This window comes from Kosakonia oryzendophytica (assembly GCF_027886705.1).
GTDB lineage: Bacteria > Pseudomonadota > Gammaproteobacteria > Enterobacterales > Enterobacteriaceae > Kosakonia > Kosakonia oryzendophytica.
On record NZ_CP115659.1, the window covers coordinates 4,867,746 to 4,883,327 of the forward strand.

A 15,582-nucleotide genomic window follows, 5' to 3' on the forward strand; every position below is an offset into this window, starting at 1 on the left:
TTACTCACGCCAGAAAGTGGGGGTAAACAGCACTAACAGCGTGAAGACCTCCAGACGACCAAATAGCATATTCGCAATCAGGATCCACTTCGCCACCGGATTCATACTGGCAAAGTTATCCGCGACAACCCCCAGCCCTGGCCCAAGGTTATTCAGTGTTGCGACGACCGAAGCGAAAGCAGAGAAATCATCCACCCCGGTGGCAATGATCGCCAGCATGCTGACAATAAACACCAGCGCATAGGCAGAGAAAAACCCCCACACGGCTTCCAGAATACGCTCCGGCAACGCGCGATTGCCGAGCTTAATGCTGTAAACCGCATTCGGGTGCACCAGGCGCTTCAACTCACGGTTCCCCTGTTTAAACAGCAACAGGATACGGATCACCTTCAACCCGCCCCCCGTCGAACCGGCACAACCGCCGATAAATGCCGAGCACAGCAATAACACCGGCAAAAATAATGGCCAACGCGCAATGCTGTCGGTGGTAAATCCTGCGGTGGTCGCCATTGAAACGACCTGGAAAAAGGCCTGATTAAGGGTGGTCACCGCCGAGTTATAAACATCGTGGAACCACAGCACCACCGTGCAAATCACCACCAACGTCAACTGTACGCCGATAAACATCCTGAATTCGGGATCGCGCCAGTAAACTTTCAGGCTGCGCCCACTGAGCAAAGAGAAATGCAGGCCGTAGTTACAACCAGAGATCAGTAAGAAAATGGCAATGATGGTGTTGATGGTGGGACTGTTAAAATAGCCAACGCTGGCATCGTGTGTGGAGAAACCGCCAATGGCAATCGTTGCAAAGCTATGCCCGATAGCATCGAAGGCCGGCATCCCGGCAAACCACAGCGCCACTGCGCAGGCAATCGTCAGCAAGACATAGATAAGCCACAGGGTCTTAGCCGTTTCGGCAATACGCGGGCGCATTTTATTGTCTTTCAATGGCCCGGGCATTTCCGCGCGATAGAGCTGCATTCCGCCAACGCCAAGGATCGGCAGTATCGCAACGGCTAACACGATGATCCCCATCCCACCAAACCACTGCAACATCTGGCGATAAAAGAGGATGGCATGCGGCAGCGAATCCAGCCCGATCAGCGTTGTTGCTCCTGTGGTCGTCAGGCCAGAGAAGGACTCAAAAAACGCATCTGTTACCGTCAAACTGGGGCTTTCTGAAAAGATAAACGGCAACGCCCCCACGCTGCCCAACACCGTCCAGAACAGCACGACGATAAGGAAGCCTTCACGGGATTTCAGTTCCCCTTTCTGGCGACGATTGGGCCACCACAGTATGGAACCAATCATCAACGCGACAAAAAAGGTCTGGGTAAATGCTCGCCCCGCACCGTCGCGGTAAATAAGGGCTACCAGTCCAGGTAAGATCATCGTTCCGGAAAAGAGGATGACCAGCAGTCCAACGATTCGGGTTATGGCGCGAAAATGCATCTCTGCCGCTTCCTTAGGTGTTCAGAAAATCAGGAGGGGATTATTCTTCAGTTTTTAACAATTGCAATGCACCACGGCTAAAATCAGCAAGCCTTGCCGAAAACGCCTCCAGTCTGCTGTGAGGAAGCGCCACCCGCAGATGCACGGAAGCCTGATACTCGCTTGCGACAATTTTCCCCTCAAATTGCCCAAGCAGCGTTTCGACGCCGGCCAGCTGTGCGTAATCACACCACAAAGTATATTCGGTTAACGGCATCTTGCGGAGAGTCGTAAGCTGGTTCAGTGCCTGTTGCACACCACCACCATATGCTTTTACCAGACCACCGGTCCCCAGCAAAACACCGCCATAATAACGTACCACCACCGCAGTGATTTCACCGACGCCGCTCCCCATTAACTGGGCGAGCATCGGTTTACCAGCCGTACCCGCCGGTTCACCATCGTCAGAAAAACCTAACTGCTGTGAATCATCCGGCGGCCCCGCAACCCATGCCACACAGTGGTGACGCGCGTCCGGGTGCTGCGCCCGGACAGCATCGACAAACGCCTTCGCCGCCTCAACACCATCGGTATGCGCCAACAGCGTAATAAAACGGCTTTTTTTGATCTCCTCGCTAAAGGTGACCGGCGCAGCCGGTATCAGCCAGCTCTCCATTACGCCAGCTTCAGATCCCGCGTCATGTTTTCGATGTTATTTTCGTGGATAACCACATTATCTTCGATACGAATACCGCCAAACGGCTTCAGCGCATCGATTTTTTGCCAGTTAAAATGTTTGCTGAGCGGGCCTTCACGCCATGGCGCCAGCAGAGATTCAATAAAGTAGAGACCCGGTTCAATCGTCACCACCATACGTGGCTGCATCACGCGGGTGCAGCGCAGATAGGGATACTTCGACGGCGCAGCCAAATGCGTGCCGGTGTCATCCTGCATAAAGCCTGCGACATCATGCACCTGTAAACCAAGCGGATGGCCGATACCATGAGGCATAAACGGCCCGGTGATGTCCTGCTCCACCATCGCTTCTTCGCTGATATCCACGATAATTTGATGACGGCGCAGCAATTTGGCGATGCGCTGATGGAACTGAACATGGTAGTCGGCGTAATTAACGCCCGCTTTCATGGTGGCAATCAGTGCCAATTGCTCGTCGTTAACGTCTTTGACCAGTTGTGCATACTCCGTGTCGCTGTTCGCCGCCCAGGTACGCGTTAAATCAGCAGCGTAGCCGTTGTACTCTGCGCCGGCATCCAGCAGGAAGCTGCGCATTTCCGCCGGTGCGCGGTGGTCGAGCCTTGTGTAATGCAGCACGGCGGCGTGTTCGTTCAGCGCCACAATATTGCTGTACGGCACATCAGTGTCGCGATGACCGGTAGCGGTCAGATATGCGAGGTTGATATCGAACTCGCTCATCCCGGACTGGAAGGCTTCATGCGCAGCACGGTGACCAATAACAGCAGTCTTCTGCGCTTCACGCATACATGCCAGCTCATAATCGGTTTTGTAGGCGCGGTAATAATGCAGGTAATCAATCACCCCTTTCGGGTTGATGTTGCTGGCTGCGATATCCAGACCCAGTGCACGCTCCGCCACAGGCCCGATGTAAGCAATGTTGCCGCGGGCCGCAGGCAGCAAGCTACCGATGCCATCTGCTTTCGGCAGCGCAATCACATCGACTTCTTCGGTCCAGAAGGAGGTCGGCAAGGGTTCCACGTTATGCCAGTAATCCACCGGCAGATAGAACCACAGCTTCGGTTTATTCACGCCATCGACCAATAGCCAGCAGTTCGGCACCTGTGTTACCGGCACCCAGGCCTTGAACTGGGGATTCACTTTAAACGGATAAGGATGGTCGTCGAGAAAGACGTTAAACAGCTCGCCGGAGTGAATAAGCAACGCATCAAGCTTGAAGCGCGCCAGTACATCACGGGTGCGTTCCTGTAGCGTAACAATATGATTTTTATAAAGTGCCGCCAGTGAGTCCATCGTTATTCCTTCTGTTTTTTATGACCTCAAGTGTTCGCATCTTAGCACACCTGCTTCCGGCTGGGTGATTTCCACCGAGCGTGATCACGCCAGCAATTATTTAATGAGTCATTTGCATTTCATTAACATAAAAACCACACTCCGTTTCATCTGGTATGACCAGATCCCTTGCTGGATTCAGGAGACTGACATGCTCTACAAAGGCAATAACCTGTACCTCAACTGGCTGGAAGATGGCATCGCCGAACTGGTGTTCGATGCTCCCGGTTCAGTGAATAAGCTTGATACTGCTACCGTCGCCAGCCTCGGTGAGGCGCTGGACGTGTTGGAAAAGCAATCAGATTTAAAAGGGCTGCTGCTGCGTTCCGAAAAAGCGGCCTTTATCGTTGGCGCGGATATCACCGAATTCCTTTCGCTGTTTCTGGTGCCGGCAGAGCAATTGAGCCAGTGGCTACATTTTGCAAACAGCGTCTTTAACCGACTGGAAGATTTGCCGGTACCTACGCTTTCTGCCGTCAATGGCTATGCGTTGGGCGGCGGCTGCGAATGCGTGCTGGCGACTGACTATCGCCTGGCGACGCCGGACCTGCGCATCGGGCTGCCGGAAACCAAACTGGGTATCATGCCGGGCTTTGGCGGTTCCGTGCGTATGCCGCGCCTGCTTGGTGCAGATAGCGCATTAGAAATTATTGCTGCCGGGAAAGATGTCGGTGCCGAAGAGGCACTGAAAATTGGCCTGGTAGATGGCATTGTGAAGCCGGAAAAACTGCGTGATGGTGCAGTAGCCATCCTGCGCCAGGCGATGAAGGGCGATCTCGACTGGCGAGCCAAACGTCAGCCGAAGCTGGAACCGCTGAAACTCAGCAAAATTGAAGCCGCCATGAGCTTTACCATTGCCAAAGGCATGGTGATGCAAACCGCTGGCAAACACTATCCGGCACCCATTACGGCGGTAAAAACCATTGAAGCCGCTGCAAAATTCGGTCGTGATGAGGCTCTGAAGCTGGAAAATCAGAGCTTCGTTCCGCTGGCCCATACCAACGAAGCCCGTGCACTGGTCGGTATTTTCCTTAATGACCAATACGTTAAAGGGCAGGCGAAGAAACTGACCAAAAATGTAGAAACGCCCAAACAGGCTGCGGTACTTGGTGCAGGCATCATGGGCGGTGGCATTGCCTATCAGTCCGCGTGGAAAGGCGTGCCGGTGTTGATGAAAGATATCAATGAGAAGTCGCTCGCGCTCGGCATGAGCGAGGCGGGTAAATTGCTGAATAAACAGCTTGAGCGCGGCAAGATCGACGGTCTGAAGCTGGCCGGTGTGATTTCCACCATCCAGCCCACGCTGGCCTATGCTGGTTTTGAGCGTGCCGATGTGGTGGTGGAAGCGGTTGTTGAAAACCCGAAAGTGAAAAAAGCGGTATTAGCAGAAACTGAAGACCAGGTGCGCCCGGATACCGTGCTGGCGTCAAACACCTCCACTATTCCCATCAGTGAACTGGCAAGTGTGCTAAAACGCCCGGAAAACTTCTGCGGTATGCACTTCTTTAACCCGGTGCACCGCATGCCGCTGGTCGAGGTGATCCGCGGTGAAAAAACCTCCGATGAGACCATCGCAAAAGTGGTGGCATGGGCCAGTAAAATGGGCAAAACCCCGATTGTGGTCAATGACTGCCCCGGTTTCTTTGTTAACCGTGTGCTGTTCCCCTATTTCGCCGGTTTTAGCCAGTTGCTGCGCGACGGCGCGGACTTCCGCAAAGTCGACAAAGTGATGGAAAAACAGTTCGGCTGGCCGATGGGCCCGGCCTATCTGCTAGACGTTGTGGGTATTGATACCGCGCATCACGCCCAGGCGGTGATGGCGGCCGGTTTCCCGCAGCGTATGCAGAAAGATTACCGCGATGCGATCGATGCGCTGTTTGACGCCAACCGCTACGGGCAGAAAAACGGCATCGGCTTCTGGCGCTATAAAGAAGACAGCAAAGGCAAGCCGAAGAAAGAAGAAGATGCCGCAGTGGATAACCTGCTGGCGGAGATCAGCAAAGGCCGACAGGATTTCAGCGACGACGACACTATCGCCCGCATGATGATCCCGATGGTGAATGAAGTGGTGCGCTGCCTCGAAGAGGGCATTATCGCCAGCCCTGCCGAAGCCGACATGGCGCTGGTGTATGGGCTTGGTTTCCCGCCGTTCCATGGTGGCGCGTTCCGCTGGCTGGATACGATCGGCAGCGCAAAATATCTCGACATGGCGCAGCAGTATCAGCACCTCGGGCCGTTGTATGAGGTCCCGGCAGGGCTGCGTGAAAAAGCACGCCATAACGAGCCTTATTACCCCGAAGTTGAACCTGCGCGCCCGGTGGGCGAGCTGAAGACGGCTTAAGGAGTCACAATGGAACAGGTTGTCATTGTCGATGCGATTCGTACCCCAATGGGCCGTTCAAAAGGCGGCGCATTCCGCAATGTACGCGCAGAAGATCTCTCCGCCCACTTGATGCGTAGCCTGCTGGCGCGTAACCCGGCGCTGGATGCCACAGCTATTGACGATATTTACTGGGGCTGCGTGCAACAAACGTTGGAGCAGGGTTTCAATATTGCCCGTAATGCCGCGCTGCTGGCGGAAATCCCGCATTCGGTTCCGGCCGTCACCGTTAACCGGCTCTGTGGATCATCGATGCAGGCGTTACATGATGCCGCACGCATGATCATGACGGGCGATGCGCAGGTGTGCCTGGTTGGCGGTGTCGAACATATGGGTCACGTCCCGATGAGCCACGGTGTGGATTTCCATCCGGGCATGAGCCGTAACGTGGCGAAAGCCGCAGGCATGATGGGGCTGACCGCCGAAATGCTGTCTCGTATGCACGGTATCAGCCGTGAAATGCAGGATGCGTTCGCCGCCCGTTCCCATGCCCGCGCCTGGGCTGCCACGCAATCCGGGGCGTTCAGAACGGAGATCATCCCGACCGGAGGCCATGATGCAGATGGCGTGCTGAAGCAGTTTAACTATGACGAAGTGATCCGACCGGAAACCACCGTTGAAGCCCTTTCTACATTACGCCCGGCCTTTGATCCGGTGAGCGGTACGGTAACCGCCGGTACCTCTTCTGCGCTATCGGATGGGGCCTCGGCGATGCTGGTAATGAGCGAAAGCCGCGCCCGTGAACTGGGGCTGGCTCCACGCGCCCGCATACGCTCAATGGCGGTGGTTGGCTGCGATCCATCGATTATGGGTTATGGCCCGGTTCCGGCTTCAAAACTGGCGTTGAAAAAGGCCGGGCTGGCAACCAGCGATATCGACCTGTTTGAAATGAACGAAGCCTTTGCTGCGCAGATCCTGCCGTGCATTAAAGATCTGGGACTCATGGAACAGATCGACGAGAAGATTAACCTCAACGGCGGTGCTATCGCACTCGGACACCCGCTGGGCTGCTCGGGTACACGCATCAGCACAACATTGCTGAACCTGATGGAACGCAAAGACGCCCAATTTGGTCTGGCGACGATGTGTATCGGTCTGGGTCAGGGGATCGCGACTGTGTTTGAACGCGTATAACAGCAGATTCTCGTCATCGCGACCATGCCGGAAGGCGGCGCAAGCCTCTTATCCGGCATGGTGAATGCAAAGAAAATTTAGTTGCCGTTCTTCCCGCCTGTCAGGGGCGGGTTTTTTATTACCGTTACCCGCAAAACAGCCAACGCCGTTCCGGCGACAACGACGAATACAGATCAGATAAAGGCAAATGCATCGCCAAACAGGCGATCTTCACGCGCACCGCGCTCATTGCAGAACAGATCACGGGCGATTTTCGCCATCTCAAAACGTCCGGCAATATAGATATCGTGCTCTGCAAGCGAGCCAAAATCCTGCAGTACTGCCGCCAATACCGTTCCGGAACGGCCGCGCCATGCCTCAGGCGGTTGTTCAACGACCGGCACCACGCGCAGATTCGGATGTGTCACGGTTAACGCTTCCAGCTCAGCCAAATCGTAGAGGTGTTTTTCTTCGCGGCCCCCCCAGTAAATGGTGATGTCGCGGTTCGGGTTTTTCGCCAGTGACGTCAGTAAAATAGAACGGACATAAGAGAACCCGGTGCCGCCTGCGATCAGAACCATCGGACGATCTTCGTCATCACGCAGCCAGGCATCGCCGTGCGGAATATCGATCACGATTTGGCGGTCCTTCAGGATGCGATCCATTACCGCCATGGCATAAAGATTTAACTCAGACGCGCCAATATGCAGTTCGATAAAATCATGCTGATCCGGTGTGGAGGCCATCGAGAAGGGGCGCTTATCTCGCTCATCCATCACTACCATCAAGTACTGGCCAGCGCGGAAAGAAAACGCCGCTTCCGGCACTAAACGGACGCGATATACGGTATCAGTGATGGCATCTACCGAGGTCACTTTACAGCTTAAGGTTGTCATGCGCTCTCTCTGTCGGGTCTATTTTTCGGCATTTAGTATGGCTAGTTCATCCCAAATGGCGTCGATTCTCGCCGTCACGTCGGGGTCCTTCTTGATAGGATGTCCCCATTCGCGTTGGGTTTCTCCGGGCCATTTATTGGTGGCATCCAGTCCCATTTTTGAGCCAAGGCCGGAAACCGGCGAGGCAAAATCCAGGTAGTCGATTGGCGTGTTTTCAACCAGCACAGTATCCCGTGCGGGATCCATACGGGTGGTAATCGCCCAGATAACATCATTCCAGTCGCGCGCGTTAACATCGTCATCGCACACAATCACAAACTTGGTGTACATAAACTGGCGCAAGAATGACCAGACACCCATCATGACGCGTTTCGCATGGCCCGCGTACTGCTTCTTCATGGTGACCACCGCCAGGCGGTATGAACACCCTTCCGGCGGCAGATAAAAATCAACGATTTCCGGGAACTGTTTTTGCAGGATCGGCACGAACACTTCGTTCAGCGCCACGCCCAGTACGGCAGGCTCATCCGGTGGCCGCCCGGTATAAGTAGAGTGATAAATCGCATCTTCGCGGCGGGTAATATGCGTAACCGTAAATACCGGGAAGTTATCCACTTCATTGTAATAACCGGTGTGATCGCCATAGGGGCCTTCCGCCGCCATCTCACCAGGCTCAATATACCCTTCCAGCACAATTTCCGCACTGGCGGGCACTTCAAGCTCGTTCGAGATGCATTTTACAACTTCGGTCTTTGTACCGCGCAACAACCCGGCAAAAGCATATTCAGACAGCGTATCCGGCACGGGCGTTACCGCGCCGAGAATGGTTGCCGGATCGGCGCCCAGCGCCACAGCAACCGGGAAACGCTCACCCGGGTGCGCAGCTTGCCACTCCTGAAAATCAAGCGCGCCACCGCGGTGGGAGAGCCAGCGCATGATCAGTTTGTTTTTACCGATTAACTGCTGACGATAAATGCCCAGGTTTTGCCGATCTTTGTGCGGCCCGCGCGTCACCGTCAGCCCCCAGGTAATCAGCGGTGCGGCATCTTCCGGCCAGCATTGCATAATCGGGATTTTTGTCAGGTCGACTTCGTCACCCTGCAATACTTTTTGCTGACAGGGCGCGCCACGCAGGCGCTTAGTGGGCATATTCAGGACTTGTTTGAACTGGGGAAGCTTATCGAAGAGATCGCGGAAACCTTTTGGCGGCTCAGGCTCTTTCAGAAACGCCAGCAGTTTGCCAACTTCCCGCAGCGCGCTGACCTCCTCCTGTCCCATACCCAACGCAACACGACGCGGTGTACCAAACAGGTTGCATAACACCGGCATCGTATAACCTTTCGGGTTTTCAAACAGCAATGCAGGCCCACCGGCACGCAGCGTGCGATCGGCAATTTCGGTCATTTCAAGGTAAGGATCAACCGGAAGCGTAATGCGCTTCAGTTCGCCCTGCTGTTCGAGCAATGTCAGAAAGTCGCGTAGGTCGTGGTATTTCATGCGGTGTATTATCGCCTCCAGATCAGCGCTCCATTATACGGTGTTCGCCAGGTGGTTGCTGTATTTTTGTTAAATCGGCGTGAATTATAACGACGTTTTATGCCACACGTTATAATCACCTTAGCCATCAGGCCGCTGTTTTGGTATTCTTGCGCCCGAACTTAAGGAAAAGAATCATTATGCGATCCTGGTATTTACTGTATTGCAAACGAGGCCAGCTTCAGCGCGCCCAGGAACATCTTGAACGTCAGGCGGTGGGTTGCCTGACGCCAATGATCGCGCTGGAAAAAATCGTTCGCGGCAAGCGGACGATGGTCAATGAACCCCTGTTCCCCAACTATTTGTTTGTGGAATTTGATCCAGAAGTGATCCATACCACGACCATCAACGCCACACGCGGCGTCAGCCACTTTGTCCGCTTCGGTATGAACCCGGCAAAAGTGCCTTCGTCGGTGATCCATCAGCTTTCCGTCTATCAGCCTGAAGGGGTAACTGACCCGGATACGCCGTACCCCGGCGATGATGTGGTCATCACCGAAGGCGCACTCGAAGGTTTACAGGCAATCTTTAAAGAGCCGGACGGCGAGGCCCGTTCGATGCTGCTACTGCATCTGCTCAACAAGCAGGTGCTGCAAAGCGTTAAAAACACAGACTTTCGCAAAGCCTGACACCGGCCTAAAAATCAACGCCAAAAAGCCGCTTCACATTGTTATCCGTCACCGCCTCCAGCCAGTGAATATCTTCACCGCGCAGCCCGGCCACGGTGGAAAGAATATGCCCCAGCATAGCGGGTTCATTACGCCGTGACGCCGGTTTCGGTTTGAGGTCCCGCGGCAGCAAATACGGTGCATCGGTTTCAATAAACAGTCGATCGGCGGGGATCAACGGCAATACATCGCGCAACTCAAGCCCACGACGCTCATCACACACCCAGCCGGTAATGCCCAGGTACATCCCACGCGCCAGACAATCCTGCGCTTCCAGTGCCGTACCAGTAAAACAGTGCAACACCGCGCCAGGCAGCTTGTCGAGCCACGGTTCCAGCAGCGTCAGGAAGCGTTGATGTGCATCGCGACAATGCAAAAACACCGGCATCGCCAGTTCGGCGGCCAGTGCAAGCTGCGCAGTAAAAGCGAGTTCCTGCTCCTGCTGCGTGGAAAAATTGCGGTTAAAATCCAGCCCACATTCGCCAATAGCAACCACCTCAGGTAATGCCGCAAGCTGACGAATGGCATCGGCCGTTTCCGCTGTCCAGCCACTGCTGTCATGCGGATGCACTCCGGCAGTGGACCAGCAGTGACGGTAACGCTGCGCCAGTTGTTGCGCCTGCTGACTTTCATGCAGGTTGGTGCCGGTGATCAGCATTCCCGCCAGCCCAGCCGCCTGTGCGCGCGCTACGGTCTCATCCCGGTCTTTGGCAAATTGTGAACTGGTCAGGTTCACTCCAATGTCGAACATGCATTTCCCCATACAACAACCGCCCTGATGGGCGGCTGGTAATTACTCTTCACTGGTTTCTGTTTCGCTTTCTTCATCAGGTATGCGTCGCTTACCGACATAGAAGCGAGCAAAAAAGACCCCCACTTCAAACAGACAGTACATCGGTATCGCCAGCAGTGTTTGCGAGAAAACGTCCGGTGGAGTCAGCAGCATCCCCACGACAAACGCGCCGACCAGCACGTACGGGCGTTTTTGCCGTAGATCGGCCGGGGTCGTAACTCCCATCCAGCACAGCAACACAATGGCAACCGGCACTTCAAACGACACGCCGAACGCCATAAACAGCGCCATGACGAAATTGAGGTAACTTGCAATGTCAGTCGAAACTAATACGCCTTCCGGTGCCGTGTGCGTGAGGAAGCCAAACGCCAGTGGAAAAACCACGAAATAGGCGAATGCCATGCCAATGTAAAACAGCAGCGAGCTGGAGATCAGCAACGGCACGATCAGCCGGCGTTCATGCTTATACAGTGCAGGCGCAACAAACGCCCAGACCTGATACAGAATCACCGGTGCAGAAAGGATCAAAGAGACCATAAACGTCAGTTTGATCGGCGTAAAAAAAGGCGATGCCACATCGGTGGCGATCATGGTCGCGCCCATCGGCATCTGTTTGATCAGCGGCGCAGAAACCAGTTGATAGATATCATTCGCGAAGTAAACCAGCGCGAGGAAAATCACAATAACGGCAATAATGCAGTTCAACAGGCGCTTACGCAGCTCAATAAGATGGGCGATCAGCGGTTGGGTATCATCTACAGCCATGTTCAGGTTTTATCACTTGAAGAAGAAGGAGAGTCAGAAACCGGCGCAACCTCTTTCACCGCCGTTTTCGCCACCGACGCTTTTTGCACGTCCTGCTCGTCGGGCGCTTGCTGCGGAGAACTGGCCTGATGTTCAGCGACGGCAGGCGTTACGCCTTCATGCTGCGCAGTATTATCTTTCACAACCGGATTATGAATAGTATGCGCTTCGTCACTTGCTTTTTCAGGATCGTTGACGCTATAAGAGCGCTTCATCGATTCTGCCGCCTGACGCAGTTCATCCATGGATTCTTTTAACTCAGGCGTCAGGTTTTCCAGGCTCGCTTTCTCCACCTTTTTCAGGCTTTCCTGGAATTCCTGCAGCTTCAGTTCTTGCGTCAGTTCGTTCTGCACGGTAGTCGCCAACGAGCGTAATGTGCGGATCCAGCTTGCTACCGTACGCACCGCCACAGGCAATCTCTGCGGTCCCAGCACCACCAGGCCGACTATAAATACGAGTAACAGTTCGCCAAAACCTATATCGAACACGGGTTACACCTGCTCTTTGTCGTGACGTTTTTCGTCTTTTTTGGCGTCCTCTGGCTTTTCAGAGAGAGACTTCGCCGTGAAATCAGCATCCTGTGCGGATGGATCCTGCTTATCGTCTTTGTCATCGTCGCTCATGGCTTTTTTAAAGCCTTTAATCGATTTGCCAAGATCAGAACCGATGGAACCGAGCTTTTTCGTACCAAACAGCAGTACAACGATGACCGCAATAATCAATAACTGCCCAATACTGATACCACCCATACACAGTCCTCTGTAAGAGATGATGTTAAAAACAGGCCCCAGTATACACATTATCCCCTGGGCTGCATGTGTATACCCTGCCTCTCGCGAGCGCCGTCACCGTCAGCGCGTTTTGCGCCAGCCCAACAGCCAGGCGGCTATACCGCCCGCCATTAACCATAAAGGATGAAGTCCCCAGTCTGGTCGATTAATCAGCAACAGCGTTCCACTTAACAGCAGTGTCGCGCCAATCGCGAACAGATAGCGTGACTGCCCCTGCCTGATATGGTTTGTTTGCAGTTCGCTGGCGATTTTATCAACGCTGCGCTGCAAATGCTTACCATGCTGCAAACCGTTGTAGATCAGTTCAGGCAGTTCCGGCATTTTCTCGATCCAGAACGGTCCTTTTTCTTTAAAGGCTCTGATCAAGGCAGGAATGCCTACCTGATCTTTGATCCACGATTCGAGGAAAGGTTTCGCTGTCTTCCACAGATCCAGCTGCGGGTAGAGTTGACGCCCTACACCTTCCACATAAAGCAGCGTCTTCTGCAGCAGCACCAGTTGCGGCTGCACTTCCATATTAAAACGCCGGGCAGTATTAAACAGATTAAGCAACACGTGACCGAACGAGATTTCCGCCAGCGGCTTTTCGAAGATAGGTTCACAAACAGTACGAATCGCAAACTCGAACTCTTCAACGTTGGTTTCTGGCGGCACCCAACCGGAATCCACATGCAATTCGGCGACTTTGCGGTAATCACGATTGAAGAAGGCGATAAAGTTCTCCGCCAGATAGCGCTTATCTTCTTTATTCAGCGAACCCACAATACCGCAGTCAATACCAATGTATTGCGGATCTTCCGGGTGCGCGTAGCTGACGAAAATATTGCCGGGGTGCATGTCTGCATGGAAGAAGCTGTCACGGAACACCTGGGTGAAAAACACCTGAACACCACGCTCCGCCAGCAATTTGAGATTAGTGCCGTTCTTTTCCAGCGCCGCAACATCGGACACCGGTATACCGTAGATGCGCTCCATCACCAGCATATTCTGGCTGCAATAATCAGAATAAATTTCCGGCACATAGAGCATCGGGCTGTTTTCAAAATTACGCCGCAACTGGATAGTGTTCGCCGCTTCACGCAGCAGATCCAGCTCATCGATCAACGTCTTTTCGTACTCACGCACCACTTCGCGCGGGCGCAGACGACGACCATCCGGCAATAAACGAGGAACCCAACCCGCCAGGCGATAGATCAGTTTCAGATCGGCTTTGATCACCGGCAGGATATCCGGGCGGATAACTTTGATCACCACCTCTTTACCGCTCGCTTTCAGGCGCGCGGTGTGCACTTGCGCAATCGACGCAGATGCCAGCGGCGTGATCTCAAAATCGTCAAACCAGGTTTCAATCGGCACACCGCCCATTGACTGCTCTATCTGGCGTTTTGCGAGATGACCATCAAAAGGCGCAACGCGATCCTGCAACATCGCCAGTTGGTCGGCAATCAGCGGAGGAAATAAATCGCGGCGGGTAGATAACATTTGCCCGAATTTAATCCATACCGGACCCAACTCCTGCAAAGCCAGACGCAGGCGTTCCCCAAGGGCTTTCTCTTTGTGCCGGTTCGGCATCCAGAACAGCATTCGTCGCCAGAGTCGCAACGGCAGGGTAATGCGCATTTTGGGGATAAGCTCATCAAGCCCGTAACTTAAAAAGGTCTGGATGATGAAATAGAGGCGCCGTAGTTCTCCTGGCGTCATTTGCCCTCCAGTTTATCCAGGCGTTTCGTCAACGCATCCACCGCACGTTCGGTGGCCGACGTCTCTTCCGCAAACCAGGCGACTTCCAGCGCACCTGGCGCGACACGCCACTCTTCCGTAAGCACTTCTGAGACATAGCGCTGCTGGCGCTGAAAACCCTGACGAAGGAAACGCGCACCGCCGCGCAGAATTTTACCGATACCCTCTGCGGCAATATCACCTGTCCACGGTGCCAGCACTTCAGCAGGATCAAATTCGGCAAGATCCAGCAGCGACACCAGGTTTTGCACGACCTGGATATCGCCCTGCACTTCCAGCTCGCCGCTGCGGATAAGCGCAGTCAGTTGCTGGCGGTTACGCAACTTTGGCAGAACACGCAATTGCGTGATAACAGCGCAGTCAGCTTCGCCTTCCCACTCGCCCAGGACATCCACCTGCCGTTCGCTGAACACCAGCACAAACGGCGAGGAGAACTCCTGCACCACAATACGCAATACTTTGCCGTGCAAACGCTGACGCGCTGGTTTCAGCGCGCCTTCACGGTAGAGAAACGTATTCAGCGCACGCTCAATGCCTGCGTTCACCATGGGCTTAAAAGGCATACGCGCTCCTGTCAGAATTTGTAGCCACGGTGCAAAGCAACGATACCGGCGGTCATATTGTAATAATCGACGTTCTCGAACCCAGCATCCTGCATCATCGCTTTCAGGGTCTCCTGATCGGGATGCATACGGATAGATTCAGCAAGGTAGCGGTAACTATCAGCGTCGCTGGCAACAAGCTGGCCAATACGCGGCAGCACATGGAAGGAGTAGGCGTCGTAGGCTTTGCTCAGCGGCTCAATAATCGGTTTGGAAAACTCCAGCACCAGCAGACGCCCGCCAGGCTTAAGCACGCGAAACATAGAGCGCAGCGCTTTTTCTTTTTCGGTCACGTTACGCAGACCGAAAGAGATGGTGATGCAGTCAAAGGTGTTATCCGGGAACGGCAGCGCTTCGGCATTCGCCTGCACATAGTCAACGTTACCGATCACACCGATGTTGCGCAGTTTTTCGCGCCCCATTTTCAGCATTGAGTCGTTGATATCCGCCAGGATAACCTGCCCCGTTTCCCCCACCAGACGGGAGAATTTAGCAGTCAGGTCGCCCGTACCACCAGCCAGGTCGAGGACTTTTTGCCCACGGCGAACGCCGCTGCAATCAATCGTGAAACGCTTCCATAAACGATGAATGCCCATCGACATCAAATCGTTCATTACGTCATATTTTGACGCCACCGAATGGAAAACATGCGCCACCATCTCGGCTTTATTCTCTTTGGCGACGGTCTGAAAACCAAAGTGCGTCGTCTCTTTTGAATCTTCCACCATCTCAGTGCCTGCTATTAAAGAATTTGTTCGTGAAGTGTAACAGATTGGGCGCGA

At 54.0% G+C, this 15,582-nt stretch carries 15 protein-coding genes; 3 read left to right on the plus strand and 12 right to left on the minus strand.

Annotated features, from left to right (window positions below; genetic code table 11):
* Genes trkH through pepQ form a run of 3 tightly spaced genes read right to left on the minus strand, consistent with a single transcriptional unit; the run spans window position 1 to window position 3,438 of the window.
* Entirely contained in the window at window positions 1-1,452 is a 1,452-nt protein-coding gene (gene trkH, locus O9K67_RS23430; protein WP_061499037.1) for a Trk system potassium transporter TrkH, read from the minus strand.
* 40 nt (window positions 1,453-1,492) lie between these two features.
* Window positions 1,493-2,107, minus strand: a complete 615-nt coding sequence (locus O9K67_RS23435; protein ID WP_061499038.1) for an IMPACT family protein — start codon at window positions 2,105-2,107, stop codon at window positions 1,493-1,495.
* A complete protein-coding gene (pepQ, locus tag O9K67_RS23440) occupies window positions 2,107-3,438 on the minus strand; it encodes a Xaa-Pro dipeptidase (RefSeq protein WP_061499043.1) in 1,332 nt (443 codons plus the stop codon). The genes O9K67_RS23435 and pepQ overlap by 1 nt, the downstream gene beginning before the upstream one ends.
* Before the next feature lie 190 nt (window positions 3,439-3,628).
* Here pepQ and fadB point away from each other — a divergent pair, with 190 nt between their 5' ends.
* Both fadB and fadA read left to right on the plus strand, forming a co-directional pair.
* The gene (gene fadB / locus O9K67_RS23445) at window positions 3,629-5,818 is read left to right on the plus strand and encodes a fatty acid oxidation complex subunit alpha FadB (RefSeq protein ID WP_061499045.1); all 2,190 of its coding nucleotides are present in this window, start codon (window positions 3,629-3,631) and stop codon (window positions 5,816-5,818) included.
* A 9-nt stretch (window positions 5,819-5,827) separates the two neighbouring features.
* Window positions 5,828-6,991 carry an acetyl-CoA C-acyltransferase FadA gene (gene fadA, locus O9K67_RS23450; protein WP_061499048.1) on the plus strand — a complete coding sequence of 388 codons (1,164 nt, stop codon included), beginning with the start codon at window positions 5,828-5,830 and terminating at the stop codon, window positions 6,989-6,991.
* 173 nt (window positions 6,992-7,164) lie between these two features.
* On the opposite strand, the gene fre is transcribed toward fadA, so the two are convergent.
* The gene (gene fre / locus O9K67_RS23455) at window positions 7,165-7,866 is read right to left on the minus strand and encodes an NAD(P)H-flavin reductase (protein ID WP_061499051.1); all 702 of its coding nucleotides are present in this window, start codon (window positions 7,864-7,866) and stop codon (window positions 7,165-7,167) included.
* A gap of 18 nt (window positions 7,867-7,884) precedes the next feature.
* Window positions 7,885-9,375 (minus strand): 4-hydroxy-3-polyprenylbenzoate decarboxylase, encoded by a 1,491-nt coding sequence (ubiD, locus tag O9K67_RS23460; RefSeq protein WP_061499055.1) that lies wholly within the window; start codon window positions 9,373-9,375, stop codon window positions 7,885-7,887.
* A gap of 167 nt (window positions 9,376-9,542) precedes the next feature.
* On the opposite strand from ubiD, the gene rfaH reads away from it, so the two are divergent.
* A complete protein-coding gene (gene rfaH / locus O9K67_RS23465) occupies window positions 9,543-10,031 on the plus strand; it encodes a transcription/translation regulatory transformer protein RfaH (RefSeq protein ID WP_061499058.1) in 489 nt (162 codons plus the stop codon).
* A gap of 7 nt (window positions 10,032-10,038) precedes the next feature.
* Here the strand turns inward: rfaH and tatD are convergent, their stop codons facing one another.
* From tatD to ubiE, 7 genes are all read right to left on the minus strand, one after another.
* Entirely contained in the window at window positions 10,039-10,821 is a 783-nt protein-coding gene (gene tatD, locus O9K67_RS23470; RefSeq protein WP_170933841.1) for a 3'-5' ssDNA/RNA exonuclease TatD, read from the minus strand.
* A gap of 42 nt (window positions 10,822-10,863) precedes the next feature.
* A complete protein-coding gene (gene tatC / locus O9K67_RS23475; RefSeq protein WP_061499066.1) occupies window positions 10,864-11,628 on the minus strand; it encodes a Sec-independent protein translocase subunit TatC in 765 nt (254 codons plus the stop codon).
* A gap of 2 nt (window positions 11,629-11,630) precedes the next feature.
* Complete coding sequence (gene tatB / locus O9K67_RS23480; RefSeq protein WP_061499072.1) at window positions 11,631-12,155, minus strand: Sec-independent protein translocase protein TatB; 525 nt, start codon at window positions 12,153-12,155, stop codon at window positions 11,631-11,633.
* Between the two features lie 3 nt (window positions 12,156-12,158).
* Window positions 12,159-12,416: a Sec-independent protein translocase subunit TatA gene (gene tatA / locus O9K67_RS23485; RefSeq protein ID WP_061499075.1), complete on the minus strand. Its 258-nt coding sequence runs from the start codon at window positions 12,414-12,416 to the stop codon at window positions 12,159-12,161.
* Between the two features lie 102 nt (window positions 12,417-12,518).
* Window positions 12,519-14,159: a ubiquinone biosynthesis regulatory protein kinase UbiB gene (ubiB, locus tag O9K67_RS23490; protein ID WP_061499078.1), complete on the minus strand. Its 1,641-nt coding sequence runs from the start codon at window positions 14,157-14,159 to the stop codon at window positions 12,519-12,521.
* Complete coding sequence (gene ubiJ / locus O9K67_RS23495) at window positions 14,156-14,761, minus strand: ubiquinone biosynthesis protein UbiJ (RefSeq protein ID WP_061499081.1); 606 nt, start codon at window positions 14,759-14,761, stop codon at window positions 14,156-14,158. The genes ubiB and ubiJ overlap by 4 nt, the downstream gene beginning before the upstream one ends.
* An 11-nt stretch (window positions 14,762-14,772) precedes the next feature.
* On the minus strand, window positions 14,773-15,528 hold the full coding sequence (ubiE, locus tag O9K67_RS23500; protein WP_061499084.1) for a bifunctional demethylmenaquinone methyltransferase/2-methoxy-6-polyprenyl-1,4-benzoquinol methylase UbiE: 756 nt from the start codon (window positions 15,526-15,528) through the stop codon (window positions 14,773-14,775).
* Window positions 15,529-15,582 lie beyond the last annotated feature (54 nt).

What these genes read in the sequence shown, in the direction of transcription:
- tatC (WP_061499066.1), bottom strand. Translation starts at nt 11,628, where the DNA reads ATGGCTGTAGATGATACCCAACCGCTGATCGCCCATCTTATTGAGCTG.
- fadA (WP_061499048.1), top strand. Translation starts at nt 5,828, where the DNA reads ATGGAACAGGTTGTCATTGTCGATGCGATTCGTACCCCAATGGGCCGT.
- tatA (WP_061499075.1), bottom strand. Translation starts at nt 12,416, where the DNA reads ATGGGTGGTATCAGTATTGGGCAGTTATTGATTATTGCGGTCATCGTT.
- fre (WP_061499051.1), bottom strand. Translation starts at nt 7,866, where the DNA reads ATGACAACCTTAAGCTGTAAAGTGACCTCGGTAGATGCCATCACTGAT.
- rfaH (WP_061499058.1), top strand. Translation starts at nt 9,543, where the DNA reads ATGCGATCCTGGTATTTACTGTATTGCAAACGAGGCCAGCTTCAGCGC.
- fadB (WP_061499045.1), top strand. Translation starts at nt 3,629, where the DNA reads ATGCTCTACAAAGGCAATAACCTGTACCTCAACTGGCTGGAAGATGGC.
- pepQ (WP_061499043.1), bottom strand. Translation starts at nt 3,438, where the DNA reads ATGGACTCACTGGCGGCACTTTATAAAAATCATATTGTTACGCTACAG.
- tatD (WP_170933841.1), bottom strand. Translation starts at nt 10,821, where the DNA reads ATGTTCGACATTGGAGTGAACCTGACCAGTTCACAATTTGCCAAAGAC.
- ubiJ (WP_061499081.1), bottom strand. Translation starts at nt 14,761, where the DNA reads ATGCCTTTTAAGCCCATGGTGAACGCAGGCATTGAGCGTGCGCTGAAT.
- ubiB (WP_061499078.1), bottom strand. Translation starts at nt 14,159, where the DNA reads ATGACGCCAGGAGAACTACGGCGCCTCTATTTCATCATCCAGACCTTT.
- O9K67_RS23435 (WP_061499038.1), bottom strand. Translation starts at nt 2,107, where the DNA reads ATGGAGAGCTGGCTGATACCGGCTGCGCCGGTCACCTTTAGCGAGGAG.
- ubiE (WP_061499084.1), bottom strand. Translation starts at nt 15,528, where the DNA reads ATGGTGGAAGATTCAAAAGAGACGACGCACTTTGGTTTTCAGACCGTC.
- trkH (WP_061499037.1), bottom strand. Translation starts at nt 1,452, where the DNA reads ATGCATTTTCGCGCCATAACCCGAATCGTTGGACTGCTGGTCATCCTC.